At 41.9% G+C, this 17,997-nt stretch carries 17 protein-coding genes; 4 read left to right on the top strand and 13 right to left on the bottom strand.

Going from position 1 to position 17,997, the window contains the following annotated elements; all coding sequences use genetic code 11:
- Positions 1-75: 75 nt before the first annotated feature.
- The gene (locus tag SRRS_RS02815; RefSeq protein WP_371366035.1) at positions 76-1,179 is read right to left on the bottom strand and encodes an MBL fold metallo-hydrolase; all 1,104 of its coding nucleotides are present in this window, start codon (positions 1,177-1,179) and stop codon (positions 76-78) included.
- A gap of 382 nt (positions 1,180-1,561) precedes the next feature.
- Between SRRS_RS02815 and SRRS_RS02810 the strand changes: the two genes are divergently transcribed.
- Positions 1,562-2,098: a CBO0543 family protein gene (locus tag SRRS_RS02810; RefSeq protein WP_371366033.1), complete on the top strand. Its 537-nt coding sequence runs from the start codon at positions 1,562-1,564 to the stop codon at positions 2,096-2,098.
- Positions 2,099-2,201: 103 nt separating this feature from the next.
- Here the strand turns inward: SRRS_RS02810 and SRRS_RS02805 are convergent, their stop codons facing one another.
- A complete protein-coding gene (locus SRRS_RS02805) occupies positions 2,202-3,311 on the bottom strand; it encodes a Coenzyme F420 hydrogenase/dehydrogenase, beta subunit C-terminal domain (protein WP_371366031.1) in 1,110 nt (369 codons plus the stop codon).
- 258 nt (positions 3,312-3,569) lie between these two features.
- Here SRRS_RS02805 and SRRS_RS02800 point away from each other — a divergent pair, with 258 nt between their 5' ends.
- A complete protein-coding gene (locus tag SRRS_RS02800; protein WP_371366029.1) occupies positions 3,570-4,421 on the top strand; it encodes a MurR/RpiR family transcriptional regulator in 852 nt (283 codons plus the stop codon).
- Positions 4,422-4,605: 184 nt separating this feature from the next.
- Here the strand turns inward: SRRS_RS02800 and SRRS_RS02795 are convergent, their stop codons facing one another.
- Positions 4,606-4,809, bottom strand: coding sequence for a heavy-metal-associated domain-containing protein (locus tag SRRS_RS02795; RefSeq protein WP_371366027.1), 204 nt, complete (start codon positions 4,807-4,809; stop codon positions 4,606-4,608).
- Between the two features lie 1,112 nt (positions 4,810-5,921).
- Here SRRS_RS02795 and SRRS_RS02790 point away from each other — a divergent pair.
- The gene (locus SRRS_RS02790; protein WP_371366025.1) at positions 5,922-6,203 is read left to right on the top strand and encodes a hypothetical protein; all 282 of its coding nucleotides are present in this window, start codon (positions 5,922-5,924) and stop codon (positions 6,201-6,203) included.
- A 535-nt stretch (positions 6,204-6,738) separates the two neighbouring features.
- Here the strand turns inward: SRRS_RS02790 and SRRS_RS02785 are convergent.
- The 8 genes from SRRS_RS02785 to SRRS_RS02750 form a co-directional block, all read right to left on the bottom strand.
- The gene (locus SRRS_RS02785) at positions 6,739-7,878 is read right to left on the bottom strand and encodes a sensor histidine kinase (protein WP_371366023.1); all 1,140 of its coding nucleotides are present in this window, start codon (positions 7,876-7,878) and stop codon (positions 6,739-6,741) included.
- Positions 7,871-8,566, bottom strand: a complete 696-nt coding sequence (locus SRRS_RS02780; protein ID WP_371366022.1) for a response regulator transcription factor — start codon at positions 8,564-8,566, stop codon at positions 7,871-7,873. The genes SRRS_RS02785 and SRRS_RS02780 overlap by 8 nt, the downstream gene beginning before the upstream one ends.
- A gap of 340 nt (positions 8,567-8,906) precedes the next feature.
- Complete coding sequence (locus SRRS_RS02775; RefSeq protein WP_371366020.1) at positions 8,907-9,227, bottom strand: DUF2680 domain-containing protein; 321 nt, start codon at positions 9,225-9,227, stop codon at positions 8,907-8,909.
- Positions 9,228-9,316: 89 nt separating this feature from the next.
- Complete coding sequence (locus SRRS_RS02770) at positions 9,317-9,556, bottom strand: SHOCT domain-containing protein (protein WP_371366018.1); 240 nt, start codon at positions 9,554-9,556, stop codon at positions 9,317-9,319.
- Positions 9,557-9,607: 51 nt separating this feature from the next.
- Positions 9,608-10,735, bottom strand: a complete 1,128-nt coding sequence (locus SRRS_RS02765) for a sensor histidine kinase (protein ID WP_371366016.1) — start codon at positions 10,733-10,735, stop codon at positions 9,608-9,610.
- Positions 10,728-11,420: a response regulator transcription factor gene (locus tag SRRS_RS02760; RefSeq protein ID WP_371366014.1), complete on the bottom strand. Its 693-nt coding sequence runs from the start codon at positions 11,418-11,420 to the stop codon at positions 10,728-10,730. Before SRRS_RS02760 ends, SRRS_RS02765 begins: the two co-directional genes overlap by 8 nt.
- A gap of 443 nt (positions 11,421-11,863) precedes the next feature.
- Positions 11,864-12,751: a cation diffusion facilitator family transporter gene (locus tag SRRS_RS02755; RefSeq protein ID WP_371366012.1), complete on the bottom strand. Its 888-nt coding sequence runs from the start codon at positions 12,749-12,751 to the stop codon at positions 11,864-11,866.
- A gap of 24 nt (positions 12,752-12,775) precedes the next feature.
- Positions 12,776-13,189: a MarR family winged helix-turn-helix transcriptional regulator gene (locus tag SRRS_RS02750; protein ID WP_371366010.1), complete on the bottom strand. Its 414-nt coding sequence runs from the start codon at positions 13,187-13,189 to the stop codon at positions 12,776-12,778.
- Between the two features lie 323 nt (positions 13,190-13,512).
- On the opposite strand from SRRS_RS02750, the gene SRRS_RS02745 reads away from it, so the two are divergent.
- Positions 13,513-15,330, top strand: coding sequence for a dipeptidase (locus SRRS_RS02745; protein ID WP_371366008.1), 1,818 nt, complete (start codon positions 13,513-13,515; stop codon positions 15,328-15,330).
- Positions 15,331-15,444: 114 nt separating this feature from the next.
- Here the strand turns inward: SRRS_RS02745 and SRRS_RS02740 are convergent, their stop codons facing one another.
- A complete protein-coding gene (locus SRRS_RS02740; protein WP_371366006.1) occupies positions 15,445-16,524 on the bottom strand; it encodes a M24 family metallopeptidase in 1,080 nt (359 codons plus the stop codon).
- 72 nt (positions 16,525-16,596) lie between these two features.
- Positions 16,597-17,979 carry a peptide MFS transporter gene (locus SRRS_RS02735; RefSeq protein WP_371366004.1) on the bottom strand — a complete coding sequence of 461 codons (1,383 nt, stop codon included), beginning with the start codon at positions 17,977-17,979 and terminating at the stop codon, positions 16,597-16,599.
- Between the last annotated feature and the right edge of the window lie 18 nt (positions 17,980-17,997).

The raw sequence follows: 17,997 nt of genomic DNA, 5'->3' as shown, positions 1-17,997 counted from the left end.
AGCAATGTCCTTGATTCCTCCTGCTGAGGATCAAGGACATTGTTCTACGTGCATTCATGATAAAAGGCCCACTATTTATTTAACCCTTTCCCACCAGCGGGAAAAGATTTGTTGCTGATTTTCAAGTTCTACTGGTTCCCCGATCATTGGAGTAAGAAGTTTGTAGTTCTTATTCTGACTAGCATCAGTTATACGTTTGAGCGGTTCATCCCAAGAATGATTGGCGAGTGCGAACTTGCCTGAATGTCCTGGCAATAAGGCCTTGGCTTTTAATTCTTCAGCAGCCTGTGCCATTTCTTCCGGCATCATGTGTATATATGGCCACCTTTTGTTATACTGTCCGTTCTCCATAATTACAAGATCAAAACCATTTAACGTTTCACCAATATTCTTGAAATGTGGCCCATATCCACCGTCACCACTGAAGAATATGCGCCGCTTGGGGGTTACCATCGCAAATGAAATCCACAGAGTCTTATTGGGTCTTAGTAAGCGGCCAGAAAAATGGCGCGCCGGCAATACGTGGACGATAAAGTCTTTTTCAAATTCTAATTTTGTAAACCAGTCAGCCTCATGTATAAGATTTTTTTCGAATCCCCACTGTTCAAAATATGCTCCTACTCCTAAACCGCAGATCACATTTTTGATTTTTGGTCTCAAAGCAGTAACCGTGGGATAATCTAAGTGATCCCAATGATCATGAGAAATAAGCAAATAATCAATTTCCGGCATATCTTCCGCCGTGTATTGATACGTTCCTTCAAAAGCCTTGTTTACGAAAGAAACAGGTGCTGCAAAAGAACTAAATACTGGATCAATCAGAACCCTTTTGCCTCCAAGTTGCATAAAGTACGAAGAATGACCAAGCCAAATAACTATGTCCTTACCTTTGTCCAAGGTCATCAGGTCTGTTTTTACTGTAGGAATAGAATCTATTGGTACTAACCGTTCTTTTTTGCTAAAAAGAAATTTCCACAGCACAGAAGCAGAACTGCTATCTTTAATTAATTTAGGAGTGGTAATTAAATTCTGAAATTGCCCGTCAACGTAATTAGGTGAACTTTTGATTCTTTTAAGGCGGACACCTTCCGGCAAAATTCCAAACTTAGGCCGCTGTAGATAAAGACCTATACTAAGAGATAACAGAGCAAGGCATATTATTAACAAAGCAAATAGCATTTTTCTTTTAAAACTCCTTTTTATCCTATTTTCCGTCCGTATTCTCTACGGTGTGATGGTAATTTAAGCATACATCTTAGAGTAAACTCAAAGTCAAGCACCTTTTTATCGTTTGACATTATGGCTTAGAGTAACAATTTTCCTTGATCCTAAAACTACTATCTGAAGCTCTGCTTTAAAAAATATAGGCATCAAAAATGGCTCCTAACAGCAGTTGGCAAGAGCCATTACCGTTTTATACGGACTTGACGCTAGACAACATTAACATAACAATAAAACTCATAGCTAATTCTATTTTATTCTATATATTTTTTATTCTATGGTTATTATTGGTAAGGGAATGGACTATATTTATAAATAAAATAGATTAATAGGGACGGCGATGATGTTGGAACTATTATGCTTCCGGATTGTAGTGGTTTGTATTTTTATGATAGCGGCATGGCGTCTCGGTGATTGGAAAAACTGGCAGAGGTATTATCCCACTATTCTTTTTGTGATGGCGGTCAATCTAAGTGCCGGTTACCTCTCTTACCACCATTCACTTTGGAATTACTCAAAAGACTTCGTTGTTACAACGGGAACTATTGTTGAATTTGTTAACACATATATAAACCTTCCCTCAGCTGTCCTAATATATTTATCTTTGTTTCCAGCGCATGGTGTATTACGGCAAAGAGTCTACCTGGTTCTTTGGGTAGTCATTTTCGGGACACTAGAATTTATTGACCACTATGTCTTTAATGGGATATTCTATACAAACAGCTGGTCTTGGGCACATTCAGTTATCTTTGACATAGCTATGTTCTATATCATCCGAGTGCATTTTATCAGTCCGTGGAAAGGTTGGGTTCTCTCTTTTATAGTTGCCGCATTTATAATTTCGCAGTTCGGGTTCTTAACGGCTGAAATGAAATAACTCTAACATGACGCTGTAATTGAACTAACAAAATGAGGACACCTGATTGATTTACAGGTGTCCTCATTTTGTTTTATCAGTTGCAAAGCTCATGCGTAATTTTTTATTCTGTTTTCCTAATAACATATTCAAACCCAAAATGTCTGTAATCCTCCCAAAAGAGGCTGCGATTCTTAGGAAATTGGGATGATTCACTCAGGCGCCGCTGTTCATTAAGCGATTCTTCCTTTGGACGTTCTTCTGCCAGCAGCTCTTGTCGGCATTGATCAAAAAGGTCTGCGCCTTTGGGCGAGTTCACCAAAATAACGGAGACTCCCAAAGGGTCAAACCAATCAGGGCTATATTTCTCTATTCCCCAATAATCTGCGATAGTCAAATCAGAAGCACGATGAATATCCGTAAATCGGCATTGGGAACAGGACGGGCGAGTGATGGCACCTACTGTAAAGAATAAATGATAAAACCGATCATCCTCTTGTAATATATCCGGATTTCTTTCTGTAGAAAAGAGAAACCCCTTATTGCTGTTGGCACGACTCCAGCCATGTTTCTTCGAGCGAAATTGTACATTGACAAGCTTTCCACCATTTTCCCGTTCAAGTAACCGTTTATACTCCTCCCAGATTAGTGGGCTTGGAATACTATGACAAATCAAATCGCAAATATACAGCCTGTCCGTAAGTCGGGATTTAGCCATAAATCCACGCAGTCCGGCAGCTTGACAAGGGGTTCCGGTGAAAAGTACCTTGCGACCCTCTTGCAGGTCGGCCTTAATTTGAGTAAAGATGTCCCGCATATCGCTTTGCACATATTTAGATATCCTCATTCGGTCCCGCTGTCCGGCGGTTTCCGCCCGTTGATGAAGGACATGAAAATCTTCATCATAATCCGCGCCATAAATAACACCGTTCTGCCGAAGAATAAGATTGGAAATAGCAGTAAATGCGCCACCGGATGTAGATTGCCGCAAAACCTCCTCCGCTTTATGACGCGCAACGTAAAAACGGGGTATACCGGTTTCTTTGTAGTTACCTTTACTTGTCAACGGACAGATGTCGGTACATTTGCCACAATCAACACAATTCCCTTGATCAATTTCTGGGTATAAAAAACCTTCCTCGTCCGGCTTCATGGTAATGGCTTGTTTAGCACAGACGTTATAGCAAGCACTGCAACCGCAACAGTCCTCTTTTTTTAGGTAAACTGAGTTCATGATTACATGCTCCCTTCTTTACTAGATACCAATATATATCCCATACAGAGAACTGCGGAAACGGCTTGAAATCTGTCATGTTCCGCATAGACACTCTCTTATTTTTCGATTTTAAATAATCATTTTTATCTCCAATACGATTATTTAAAATCATTTTATCTTCACCCCAAGCTATTGTCAATCCCCCGTACGTTATTGACATACGTTTTAATTAGCACGTACAATACATTTGAGACCATGAGGAAAGGGTGAGCGTAGGTGGAAACAATAGAACAACGAGCCTGTAAAACAGAGCTTTCCAGTAATGATAAAACGGTTTTGGACTTTATACTTAAGAACAAAAAACAAGCTTGCTTTCTTACATCCAACGAAATTGCAGAAAGGCTTGGTGTAAGCGCTTCTACCGTAATACGTCTTTCCAAAAAACTTGGTTTTGACAATTTTACCACATTCAAAAAAGCCTTTCAGCGAGAGCAAGCAGAACGGGAGCCTGATTGTATCCCGCTGGAAATACCTTATGAAAAAATCAAGCAGTATGAGAATCTTACAGATTCTGAACTGATACTTGCAGTAAGACAAAATACTTTGGCAAATATCAAAAAGGATATCTCAAATGAATCAAACGCTACATTTATTGAGTCGGCAGAGATAATCTCCAAAGCGAAGCGAGTATACATTGTAGGGTTCCGCACTTGTTATGGATTTGCGTTTTCGTTTGGCATTATGCTATCCTGCATCCGTCCGGGAGTCTTAGTCATCGGTAACCAGCAGCCGTTAGTGGATTGTCTGATTGATTTGGACGCTGAGGATGTAATGATTGCGATTTCTTTTAAGCGATATTCCAGCGATGCTATTTTTGCCGTCGAGATGGCAAAGGATGCCGGCTGCAAAGTTATCGCTATGACAGACAGCTACACGGCACCTATCGCGCAGGGAGCGGAAAAAGTTATCGTCAATAGCATAGATAACGTAAGCTTCTTCAACTCATACACAAGTTTCATAATGAATATGGAAACAATTACTGCGCTTGTTAGCAAGCGGAACAAAGAATTAAATGAAGGCCGTCTTATGAAAATGGAAGATTATCTCGAAAGGACAGGACAATACTGATCTGTAAACACTGTCCCATTCCCCGGTATGTATAGTACAGTAGCGTCTGCAGTATAGAAATTTAGAAACATACTCTGATATAAAATGTAGAAGAACCCAGTGCATCCACTGGGTTCTTCTACATTTTATACATACCCTCTCGCCAAGCTGTATAATTTCCTTATTATAGGCTTCTCTGTCTATTTCATTCACAATCAAAGCCAGCATCCTCTACGGCCTTCGCTAGTGCATCCCGATCAGCGTTGCCCTCTACAAGCGCTTCTTTCCTTTCTAAATCGACACTGGCGCTTACTACTCCCGGAACAGCCTGAAGTGCTTTTTCAACAGCCATTTTGCAATGACCGCAGGACATACCCTCTATTTTTAAAACTATATGACTCACTTTCATCACCTCCCCTCATAAAGTGATTGCTTAGTCCCGTTTACTCGTTATAAGGGTTGAAGCGTTTCAGTCTCAATGCCGCAGTCTCTACATGTGTTTGATTCCCGTTGTTCATACTTTTCAGCTCGATAATCTTAACTATAAAATATAAATAATAAATATATTTTATTTTTTGTACTATACCCCTGTATAGTATATACTATGAACCTAAATTTTCTTATTGTCAATACTTTTAGTTTGGCCTGGAAAAAATAATAAGCCGATGTTAAGGCAAGAACACACTGCATCAATATGCTCCGTGACTGTATTGACATTTGCGCCATGTCTGCACAATATATGGCTCGCGGCAGCCATCATGCCAAATAGCTATGTTCTCTCTGCGCAACCATTCGCGATACGTGCGCCAGTGATGCGCTCAGTTCAAAGACCCTCATTGCCAAGAATGCGCCAATACTTGCAAAAGCATGTGCAGCAGAGTGTCGAAAAATGGCCCAATAACTACAATATGCCCCCATACATAAGGCATGTTGCCTATGTACGGGGGCATATTTTTTAGTAGTGAACAAGTTTCATGGCAATGAGAATAAAAAATCGGATAGTTCTGGTCTTTTGTTTTTAACACTCTTTCAAATTCAGCTTGCGCTAATTAAACCATAACTATCGAAATAATATACGGCACGTCATCATATATTCTTAAATAAGTATTAATTTGCTGGGGATGGAAGAAGCAATGCTAGATTCATTCTCACCATTTATAAAATTGGTAACAACACGCCTTAAACCTCTAGGCCCAAATAAAGCTATGAAGTGTGCTGTTGCGTCAGGATCAATATTGGTAAGGCAATTAAATCCAGATGAACAAAAAATCATTGGCAGTGCTTTTTTAGTGCTAGGAAAGAAACATACTAACAAAAATACCATACTATCACTATGATAAATCAGAAACTGAATGGCAGCTAGCGCAAGATATTCAAATTGAACTTTTAGAAATAGAAATTGAAATACAAAAGTTGCAAAAATGTATAGATGACTAGCAGAAAAAACTAGTAGTTCAGCTAAAAAATAATTGCTTTTAGCATTTATTTTTCCTTATATATTATTTTAAGGATGAAAAGTATATGAAAAATGAAATGCTTTTTTTTGAACTGTCTACTGATGAACTTACTTTCTTAGCATCGCTTGTTGCTTTACTCTTATCTAGAGGATTAAATGCGGATCAAATAAATATACTGGGTAATTTTATAGTAGCTGTAGGATCTTTAATGACAACAATAGCCGCACAAGAAGCAGCACTTATCGCACAGAATGAAAAACAACAGAATGAAAAAAACTCAGATGATGTGCAAAAACAAATAAAGGAATTGCAAGAAAAAATTCAGCAAATCTTAGAAAAAAAATAGTCACCAACCTTTTAGTCCCGCATTACATGCAGCATAGCACCAAAAATGACTAGGCAACAAAAAAATGACATCGTTATTTAAGCATAACGCTTAAGTAACGATGTCTCAATTTTTGTTATTGAATTATTGTATCTGTATCAGCAGGGACAGACGACACAATTTTAATTACAATATGATAAGGCAGGCATACAACTGCTGAGGTGCACTTTGAATCCACATTTTCAATAAACATAGCACATCAATTGAGGTGACCGAAGAAGGCTATAGTTTAATAGCTTTTAAGAAAGGTAATTTGTCTTCTATATATCTCCAAAGAAGAAAAAGTGAAATGGTATTTGAATTTTCATCCCAAAATTAGAAAACCCGGCTCCGCCGGGTTGTATTAAATCCGTTTATCTACCTTTTTCCGAAACTATATCACGCGCCCAAATATAACGAACTAAATATCCCAAAACCAGTATTTGCACAACTATCAGCCACCACATATTCGTCACCTCAACATTTTTTTGTGGCATTCATCTGTATATGAAGGAGCCTAATCCGGTTGCTCGACGGGCAGGAAGACAAAAAAAACACTGCCCAAACCTAAAGTACTTTCAACTTTCACCTGCCCGCCATGGCTTTCGACCAGTTGCTTAACAATAGCTAGCCCTATGCCGGAGCCACCGCTTTTTCTGTCACGGGACTTTTCCCCCCGGTAAAAATGGTCAAACACATAAGGCAAATCCTCAGGAGCAATTCCTGGGCCATTGTCTTCAATCGATATTTTCAGCCATGGCTTATCTTGAGAGTTAGCTAAAGTGGTAGTAACTTGCACATGCCCTTTGCAGGGCGAATAGCGGATTGCATTAACTAAGATATTGTAAAAAACTTGACTCATCCTGTCAGAATCCACTAGCGCTACCGGCAAGTTTTCCGCCAGTGTATGGCTGACCTCAATCTCTTTTTCATCCGCAAGTGGTTTTAGCATCATGACTGTCCGGGTAATTAACTGATTAATGTCGATTGGCTGCTGTTCCAAGGCCAACTGCCGTACCTCGGCAAGCGACAAATCACGCAAGTCGGTAATCAGGCGGTTTAACCGCACAGCCTCATCATGCAGTGAACTCAGTTGTTCTTTACTTGGCTCAATAACACCGTCAACCATGCCTTCTAAGTGCCCCTGGATAACGGCAAGCGGTGTCCGCAGCTCATGGGCAATATTGGCTAAGAGCTGTCGCCTGAGTTTGGTATTTGTCGCTAACGTTTCAGACATGCGATTAAAAATGGTTGCTAAGTGCCCGACCTCATCATTGGTTCCAACCATAACAGTTTGTCCCAAATTCCCCTGCTCCAACTGTTCAGCCGCGCGGCTTAATTTACGAAGCGGCACAGTAATACTGCGCGCCAAAGCATAGCTGGCCGCCAAGCCAACTGCCATAATACCGATACCTACCCATATCAGGGATTTGTGCACAGACGCAAGAAAAGTTTTTTCGAGCGGGCCCATAACCAACGTTACGGCAGGTTGATCGGTCAGCCCCTGGCTCATTTCCATATGCTGTACCACCAGATACTCTTGAAATAATTCAATCATCTGTTCATCAGCCAGATAAATTAATAAAAAAACCGTTGCTGCAATAGAGAGAAACATCAGCCCGGTGATGCGGGCTGTAATACTGTTAACTCTATTCATTACTGTCACCAGTGAATTTATAGCCAATCCCGTAAACGGTCTGAATATAAGTCGGCTTCTTAGGATTTGGCTCTAGCTTGCGGCGCAAATTCTTAATATGGGCATCAATGGTTCGCTCATAGCCTTCGAACGTATAGCCTTGCGTTTGTTCTACAATCTGCAGACGGGTAAATACCCTGCCGGCATTAGATGCCAATATTTCTAACAATTTAAATTCTGTAGGTGTTAATTCTATTTCCTGGCTGCCGTTTAGTACCTGATGACGTTCGAAATCAATAGTAAGCCCCCCTGCCTTAATTGGTTCTTTACGTATCACTTCTTTATTAGCCCGGCGCAAAATGGCTTTAACGCGAGCAACAACTTCTTTGGGGCTAAAGGGTTTAGTAACATAGTCGTCAGCGCCAATTTCCAATCCTACCAGCCTGTCACTTTCTTCATCCCGGGCCGTCAGCATGATAATGGGAATGTCGCTGTCACGGCGAATTTTCTTGCAAACCTCATAGCCGTCGAGACCAGGCAGCATGAGGTCAAGCACCATAATGTCCGGTTTACGTTCTCTAACTGCAATCAGGGCATCTAATCCGTCCCCGGCAGTATACGTAATAAACCCTTCTTTATTAAAGTAAGTTTGCAATAGCTGAACTAATTTCACATCATCATCAACAATTAATACCGTATATTGGGCCATAGTAGGCCTCCTCTCACACATTGTCCTTTATTTTTTCTTACTATAGCTACTATCGCTACAATACATCATACAGCTCTATTCATTATTGCTTCCCCTAGTTCTTCACCTTTAGTATACAAGGCTATTATGAATAAGTCTTGAATAAACTATGAAGAAATTGTGATAATTTAACCTATCGGCAAAAATAGCAAAACAGCCCCTCCTTAAGAAGGACTGTTTTAGAATATCCGGGACTGGAGGGTCACCTACTATTTTTTTCTTAACATTTCCGCAAAAGGCGTTTGCACAGGTGTAATATAAGACAGAAACCAGGATTGCTCCTGGTTTCTGTCCAGTTCTATTATTTATTATTGTTATTTACATTGCCTGTGCCACAGGTTTGATTCATTCCGCTATTACCCATCATGCCGCCGTTCATCATGCCACCATTTTGCATCATCTTTTGCATTACAGGGGCCATCTGCTGCATATGCTCATTCATTTGAGCTGCTTGGTCGGCTGTGATAGTACCGTTGTCGACAGCTTGCTGCACCATTTGTTTGTGATTGTTGAACATCTGGTTAAACCAGTCATTCGACTGAGCCTGGTCAGCGGTCGCTGCAAATACCGGCACGGCGGCTAAGGCTGCCAACATAGCAGCAATCAATATTTTCTTTTTCATATAATTATACCTCCTGTTTTTGTTTGTCTATATTTTAATCTAACATTGTGGAGAAATTATGGAGCCTTTATGAAGAATCTATGTTGATTTTATTCTAATTCTTTTTTCATTCGCTGATATTCTTCAGCATTAATTTCACCCTTGACATACCGTTGTTTTACTATTTCTACCGCGCTTGTTGTCTGTGGCACCCCGCCGCGAAATACAGCTTTGAACATCCAAATGGCTGCCATTATAATTAGAGCGGCAAATGCTAGGTGAATAATCATGCCGAACCCCATGCCTAACCAGCCCAGTGAACCCCCGCCAAAACCACAACCCATCATCATAGTTTGCACCTCCTTCGTTTGGTTTCATTGTATCTAAACAATGTGGAGATTTTATGGAGAAAGTGTGCATCTTTTATGTTTATTTAGCGGTAGCCTTACAGTAAAAGTACTGCCCTGCCCAAGTTTGCTTGTTACACAAACTTGGCCGCCGTGTACTGTCACCATTTGCTTAACTAAGGCCAATCCCAGACCGGTACCACCGCTTTTTTTTGATCTAGCCTGATCAACTCGATAAAAATAATCAAATATATGTTTACTGTCAGCTGGCGCAATTCCAATACCAGTGTCGATAACATCTATATAGACATCTTGTTCGTGCCAACCTGCTTTCACGGTTATGCTGCCATCCGTGGTATAGCGGATGGCATTAATTATTAGATTGTAGACCATCTGCTGCAACATAGCATTATCTGCCCATAAATGCGGAACGTTGTCATCCACGTCTAAAATTAATTCTAAATTCTTTTCATATGCCAAGGGTTTTATCTTCTGTACTACCTGGCTCAGCGTGGTATTTACTTCAACATCGCTGTATTCAGGTACCATCTGTCCGGCTTCTAACAAAGATAAATCCCGAAGCTCCCCTACCAATTTCGTTAACCGGTCCACCTCTTCAGTCAGTGAATTAATTTGTTCTTGCTCTGGTGAAATAATTCCATCAGCGATACCTTCTAAGTTTGCTTTCAGAATTGTTAATGGCGTGCGCAGTTCGTGCGCAACACCTGCTAAAAACCGTTGTCTAAGAATTGTATTGGACTTAAGCTTCGCCGTCATTTCATTAAACGCTTCCGCTAATTGTCCTACCTCATCTTGCCGCTCAATAGCAACCGCTGTATCAAGGTTACCTGCTGTGACGTTATTGATAGCTTTATTAAGATTGATCACAGGTACAGCAATACTACGAGCCAGGTAGTAGCTTACTATCGCACCGATTAGCAACATAACAACGGAAGTCACCACTAGCGAATGCCGAAGCGATGTCATAAACTGCCGTTCCGGCATGCCCATCATGGCTGCCATACTGCCATGATTCATCATCATGCCATGCATCCCACTCATATATAAGTACGAGCTAAAATTCTCAGATACCTGATAATTAACAACAAACATTAGTCCGACTACTACAATAAATGTTGTTGCAAAAACAGTAATTGCAACCCGGGCAAGCAAACTACGCATTTTGTTCACCTGCCAATTTATAGCCAACGCCATAAATAGTTTTAATATAATGCGGTTCATCAGGCAAAGCATTTAATTTTTTACGCAGGTTTTTAATATGCGAATCCATCGTACGCTCATAGCCTTCAAACGCATAACCTTGTATATTTTCAACCAATTGAAGCCGGGAAAAAACCTGACCGGGATGAGCAAGTAATAGTTCCAATAGTTTATATTCTGTTGGTGTTACTTCTATAGGGGTTCCGGCAAGAGTGACAATATGATTATTTTTATTCAAAACCAGTCCGCCGATTTGGCTAACGCCTTCCTTGCTTTCCCGTTCAATAGGTTGTAAGCGGCGGAAAATCGCCCGAATCCTGGCAATCACTTCTTTGGGGCTAAATGGTTTAACGACATAATCATCAGCACCTAATTCCAAACCGATAATTCGATCCATTTCGGCATCTCTAGCTGTCAGCATGATGATAGGAACAGCGCTGGTACGTCGAATTTCTTTGCATACCTCCCAACCATCGAGACTAGGCAGCATCACATCGAGAAGGATTATATCAGGTTCAAGCTTACGCGCCTTATCCACCGCTTCTAAGCCATCCTTTGCTGTTATTACCGTATAACCCTCTTTTTCTAAATATGCAGTCAGCACTTTCACTATCTTTTCGTCATCGTCCACAACTAATACTTTCATATTACTCACCCCATACCTTTTATAAATTACTCAGCTATAAAAATCACGCCCTGCTAGAAGCAGAGCGCTACAATAACTAGCTCACTTTTACTATTTGTTATATCCGAAACTGCCTCACAGCATTCGCCAATAAAAGTGACATTTGTGCCAGCCTCTGGCTTGAAGCTGCCATTTTTTCCATTGATGCCGACTGTTCCTCTGTTGCTGCAGAACCTATCCTCTTTTCTTTGCTACTGCTAGTATACATTTTCATTATGAATAACTTATGAATTTTTCGTGAACAATTTGTGTCATTTAGAAATATTTCGCGGCTATTAATTTAAATCCCCCATTCCCCCAAAATGGCTGATGCTTGCAAAATGTGCCTAGTCGAATACCGGAAAAGGCTTACTGCAAACAAACCCGCCACTTGAGCATTTGCTTAAGTAACGGGTTTTGTTTGACTAGCGGTAGCGGCACGTATCTGAGCTTATTTCTATTTGAATAGCAGAGAACTGAAAACTGTATTCCTTGCTAATAATAGATGACGCCACATTTAAAATTGTTTGGCTATTACCCTCAGACTCAATTAGTAAATGGCAGGTAAACGAATGAACACCAGAAGTAATTGTCCAGACGCGCAGATCATGAATGTCCAATACCCCATCAATACTTTCGAGTAACTTTCTAATTCTTATAGGGTCAATATGTTCCGGCGTTCCTTCCATCAGGATATGAACTGATTGTTTGATTACACGCCAGGCTCCCCGTAAAATTATGATTGCAACTACGACGCTAATAATAGGGTCAGCAACGTACCAATTATAATAATACATCAGAATTCCAGCAACAATTGCTCCTATTGATCCAAGAGCATCACCGATGATATGAAGATAAGCGCTTCGCATGTTAAGGTTATCTTTGACATCCCCCTGGCGTAAAAGTGCCACCGCGCTAAGTACATTGGCAATAAGTCCGATCAGAGCAATCGTCATCATGGTTCCACTCGCCACAGTCTGGGGTTCTAAGAGACGCTTATATGCCTCGATCATTATTAGACCCGCGATAACAAATAATGTTATGCCGTTAATAAATGCCGCAATGATTTCAAAACGGTGGTACCCAAATGTTTTGCTTGAAGAAGGTGGTCTAGCTGCCAACCACATAGCAAATAAACTAAGCAACAAAGATGATACATCACTCAGCATATGTCCTGAATCTGAAAGCAGTGCCAAACTATTTGTTATTAGGCCCCCAACGAATTCTAGAATCAAAATTATAGTTGTAATTGTGGCTGCAATGACTAAGCCCTTTTGGTTACCTTTTCTTTGCTCATCATGATGCGAATGCATGACTATACCTCTCTCAATTTATATTTAAAATACCTGTTCATTTATTTTTTGGAGTAAATTAAGCAGTTGTTCTGCTTCTTCTTCAGAAAGGACCGAGAGAATTTGATCGGATAAGCTCGTATGGTACTGATGGTGCTCGTCGTACGCTTGCTGGCCTCTAGGCGTTAAAGAAATGAGGTATACGCGCCGATCTTCTTTTATTGGTTCCCGAACCGCGTATTTTTTCTTTTCCAATCTATCGACGGTTACCGTCGTAGTACCTGTTGTCACTCCCAGTCGTTGCGATAATGTTTTCATATTTATTTTACCGAGTTCCCCCAGCGCTTCGATGGCATGCGCCTCAGAAACGGCAAGATCACTTGCACGAATCACTGAATTTTCCCATGACGAAAAACCATTGAAAAAAGTAAACAGCTCATTGGTTAATTGATCCCTCACAGCAAACATCTCCCCCATTACTTTTATTATATGATTATTTTATCATCTTATAGTTTGAATATCAAACATTTATTTTTAAAAAAATGCGCAGTGCTACACCGGTTATGCTAGCTGCATAATAGGCCAGCAATTGAAGTGGTGCTACGTCGAAGATCGCGGAAGGAACTTGTCGGTAGCGGGATGTTTTTTCAAAGGAGTATGCAACTTAACATGGAATATATAACCTATAAAGTATTTTTATTCCATTAAGAAGGTGAGGCGATAGCATTTTCTTCAAAAAGAACCTTTTTCAAAAAATATTTGAGAGGTGGCGAACTATGCGTATGAAAGTGCTAAGTCGGACTGTTGTTTTATTGGCTTGTTTCTTCATTATTACTTCGGCGTTGCCTGCTAATGCTTGCTTTTCAATAATAGTGGGCAAAAATGCTTCGCAGACAGGTGAAATAATATTGGCACACAATGAAGATAATGGCGGGCCACTGGTAATGCCACAATATAAAGTACCGCGTATGAAACATATGCCGGGCGAAATGTTAACTCTGGAAAATAATGCAGCAAAAGTTCCGCAGGTGCCTGAAACCTGGTCCTATATATGGTCTGAAACCCGTATACCTGCACCTGGCGCTTCTTTTAGTGATTTCTTTATTAATGAATGGGGCGTAGCCGTTACCAGTGATAACTGTGGACCATCCAGAGAGGATAAACCTGAGCTTGTAAATGGCGGAGTAGGTTTTGGCATTAGAGAAATTGTTGCTCAGCGGGCCAAAACTGCACGCGAAGGAGTAGAAATAGCCGTAGAATTAATTGAAGAATACGGCTACAATGCATCAGGGCGTTCCTATCAAATTGCAGACAAGAAGGAAGGATGGATGCTGCAAATTGTCAATGGCAAGCATTATGTTGCCAAAAGAGTGGCGGATGATGAAGTAGCGTTAATTCCTAACCATTACACGATTCGTAAAGTGGATATGAATGATAAACAAAATTATATTGTTTCACCTGATTTGATTAGTTATGCTATCAGTCGAGGCTGGTATACACCTGCTGTTTTGGGTGACTACAGTGATTTTGATTTCGCACAGGTTTACCAGAACCCTACGCGTCAGAATCATCCTGCAAACATTTACCGTCATCAGCATTCCCTCGAACTTTTGCTAAAAAAATCTATTGGGCAGAAAGATTTTCCGTTTTCAGTGAAGCCTGAAAAAAAGGTTGGAATGGATGTTATCAAGGAAATAGTAAGAACTCATTATGAAGGAACGGCAGATGATGTAACAAATAGCTATCAAATTTCATCGCCCCATTTCACTAGTAAACGTGTAATTTGTACATCAACCACACAACAAAGTTTTATCGTGCAGTTTAGAGACAATCCAGATTTCACTGTTATCTGGAATGCATTAGGACATCCCTGCACCAGTCCGTATGTACCATGGTATTTAGGTATCAATAAAATTCCGGATGGATTTGGTTGGATAGATGCACAAAAAGGCATAGACAGTCACTTTACTGCCGCAGTTAATGACTATAGCTATAACGACAAACGTGCCTGGTGGGCCATTATGGATTTGCAAAATATTGCTGATCCGCAGTATGGCCAGGTAATAGCGAAACTAAAAAAATCCAGAGATAATCTTGAAAAGCAATATGTAAAAGAACAACCTGTTTTAGAGGGAAAAGCACAAGAAATATATAAGCAAAGTCCTGAAAAAGGAAAAACCTATTTAACGCAATACACTAATAAGCAGGCTCAATTAGCTGTTAATACGGCTAAAGGTTTATATAATGAACTTAATGTAGTAAAAATAAAAATATTGGCCGATAAAATCAGTCAAAATGATAAACAAGGTCGCGTTTCTGTAGTAATATATTCAACTAAAGATTTTGATGCTGGCCAAATTGATGCGTCCACACTGGCACTCGGTGATGCCTATCGCAACTACAAAACCGATTGGGCACACCCCCTGCATACCCGGCTTAAAGATGTAGATAATGATGGGCGTGTTGACATGATTGTATCCTTTAACGCAGCAGATGCGGCAAAATACGAAAAGCCCCGCTATGCCGACATGTGGCTAACAGGTAAGCTGGCAAGTGGCAAAAGATTTGTAGCCAGAGATTTTGTAGAAATAGTACAATAAAACCTAATGTCGCCTAGCGATAAATTTATATCACTAATGCGATAGTCCCGTTCGCTTACGCAATAAAACAGCGACGCCGTACTGCTCTTGGGCGCCGCTGTTTTTTCTTTCCCGCTATTTAATCACGGTGAGATCTTTTGTATGATGATTCAGTACTTTGCAGCCGTCCTTCGTCACTAATACCAGGTCTTCGATCCGCACGCCAAATTTCCCTTTCAAATAGATTCCCGGTTCAATCGAAAAAATCATTCCTTCTTCTACAACCATATGGTTTGCGGACGATACATCGCCGAAGTCATGCACTTCGATACCGATGCAGTGGCCAGTGCGGTGCGTGAAGAATTCGCCATACCCGGCTTCTTCGATCACACTGCGGGCCGCTCGGTCGATGTCAGAGAAGCGTACGCCGGCCCTCACCGCCGCGATCGCATTTCGGTTTGCTTCTTTGACCAAATTGTATACTTTTTCTGCTTCCTCCGACACCGACTGGTAAAATACCGTCCGCGTCATGTCCGAACAATAATCATCCTTGCGACAGCCGATGTCGATGACGATGCAGTCGCCCGGCTGCACACAGGTGGCATCGCTCGTGTGGTGCGGCTCTGCTGCCCCCGCGCCGTACGATATAATCGGATCGAACGAAAACCCTGCCGCACCAAGTTCTTTGTAGATGTCTTTCAGACATTCGACCATTTCGATTTCCGTCCGTCCGTCTCGGATTTCTTTTTGAATCCGGTCCATCGCCAGATCATTAAGGCGTGACGCATTCTCCATCCGGCGCTGCTCTTCTTCGTCCTTGCACATCCGCACGCAGTCTACAGCGAAAGAGCCGCGAACCATCTTCACGCTCGGGTTGATTTCCTGCAGTTCTAGCAGGAAGCGGGCCGGCCAGCTGTTATCGATACCGAGTACACCGCTTGCCGCAACGGCCCCATTCAGCACGGCGACAGGGCTTTCTACGTCCGTAAAATACGTCACCGGTATCCCCAGATTCTCCGGCTGCTGAAACATTTCATGCACAAACAGATGGCATTTTTCGGTCTTATCCAGCAGCATCGCCAACATCCGTTTGCCGGTATTGATCCACGCGCCAGTAAGATAGAAAATTGTCGCCGGATCGCTGATTAGCAGTTGATCCATCTCCATCGCGGCCATATTAGCCGTCGTTTTTTGTATGCGTTTTTGATTATTCATGACTCTTCCCCCTTTTTTTATGAAAAGGGCGTTTGCCGGCACCAAGCACCCCCGAAAACACCCTTAAATGAGTTATACGCCGACCGACCGGGTTGTCTCTCTTTCTTCTCTGTCTTCCAGCAGGCGCACCAGCTTCTTGTCAGCTGCGAACAGTACGATCGCCGACACGAACAAAATGACGGGTATCACGACGTACGACTGCATGATCGGATAGGACGAAGCGATCGCATACAGATAGCCGTAGGACTTACCGGCGATAAACGTGGCAAAAATCCATACACCCATCAATGCCGAATACAATTTGTTTGGGGCATATTTGGCAACAAAAGAATAGCCGAGCGGCGAAAACAACATTTCACCAATACTTAAGAGCACGCCAAACGCCATTAACCAAAGCAGACTGGCCCTGCTTACATCCGGTGCACCTACGCCCCGCGACAGTTCCGCGCCAACCAGCATTAAGAATGATAGTCCCAAGAAAGCGAGACCAAGTCCCAGCTTTTTGAACAGGCTTAAATCTCCGCCCGGGCGCTTTGACATTTTGAACCATAACGCTCCCAGTATTGGACCGAGCGCAATGCAAACAAAAGAATTCAGCGAATCAAACCAGGACAACGGCACTTCGAAACCGCCCAGCTTCATATCGACAAACTGGCCGCCGTAATCGTACGCTGCCAGATACGTCAAATACCAAAACATCCAGAATATGACCGAAAACAGCGACACCATCACAATTGCAAATACTTTTTTCTTTTCCGCTATCGTCAGCGGCTTCGCTTCGGTTTCAACTTTCTTTTCAATGTGTTTGCCGGCTTTAAACGGTTTTTTGCCCGCTTCGCCCAGGAATCGCAAGCCGAATAGGAATCCGACCGCCGTAATCGCGCAAATCAGGCCGCATACTTGGAATGATGGCCGAAATCCCTGGACACCGCCCTGTGCAAACGTAGTGGCGACAAGAATGCCGACTGCCGTTGTGCCGATGAAGGCACCGATATTTACGAAGGAATATTGTACGGAAAAGGCCGAATCCAGTTGTTCTTTATCTTTAAACAGTGCGCCATTGATTGCGGAAACATTGCCTTTAAACAGACCGGTTCCAATCGCCACCAGTGCGATCATCAGATTCATCGCCTGCGCATCCTGAGCGCCGCCGCCGATGAAATAGCCGGCCGCCATCAACGCCAAACCAACCGGAACGCAGTAGCGCGCGCCGATGTAGCGGTCGGACAGATAGCCGCCGAAAATCGGAGCCAGATATGTAAATGCGACCAGATTGGACTGAATCAATGCCGCCTCGACCTTGGTAAGTCCCAGACCGCCTGTCACAACGGTAGCGGCAACAAATACAAAGATCAGATACTTGGCCGCATAATACGCCATCCGTTCAAACATAAATGCCAAACAGCAAACGTAAAAACCAAACGGACGTCTGTTATCCCCTGCAATTTCGCCCATATTTTCCCCTCCTGTTTT

The organism is Sporomusa rhizae (assembly GCF_041428845.1).
Classification (GTDB): domain Bacteria; phylum Bacillota; class Negativicutes; order Sporomusales; family Sporomusaceae; genus Sporomusa; species Sporomusa rhizae.
Note: the sequence above shows the minus strand (reverse complement) of the source record. Positions and strands in the feature narration are given on the sequence as shown.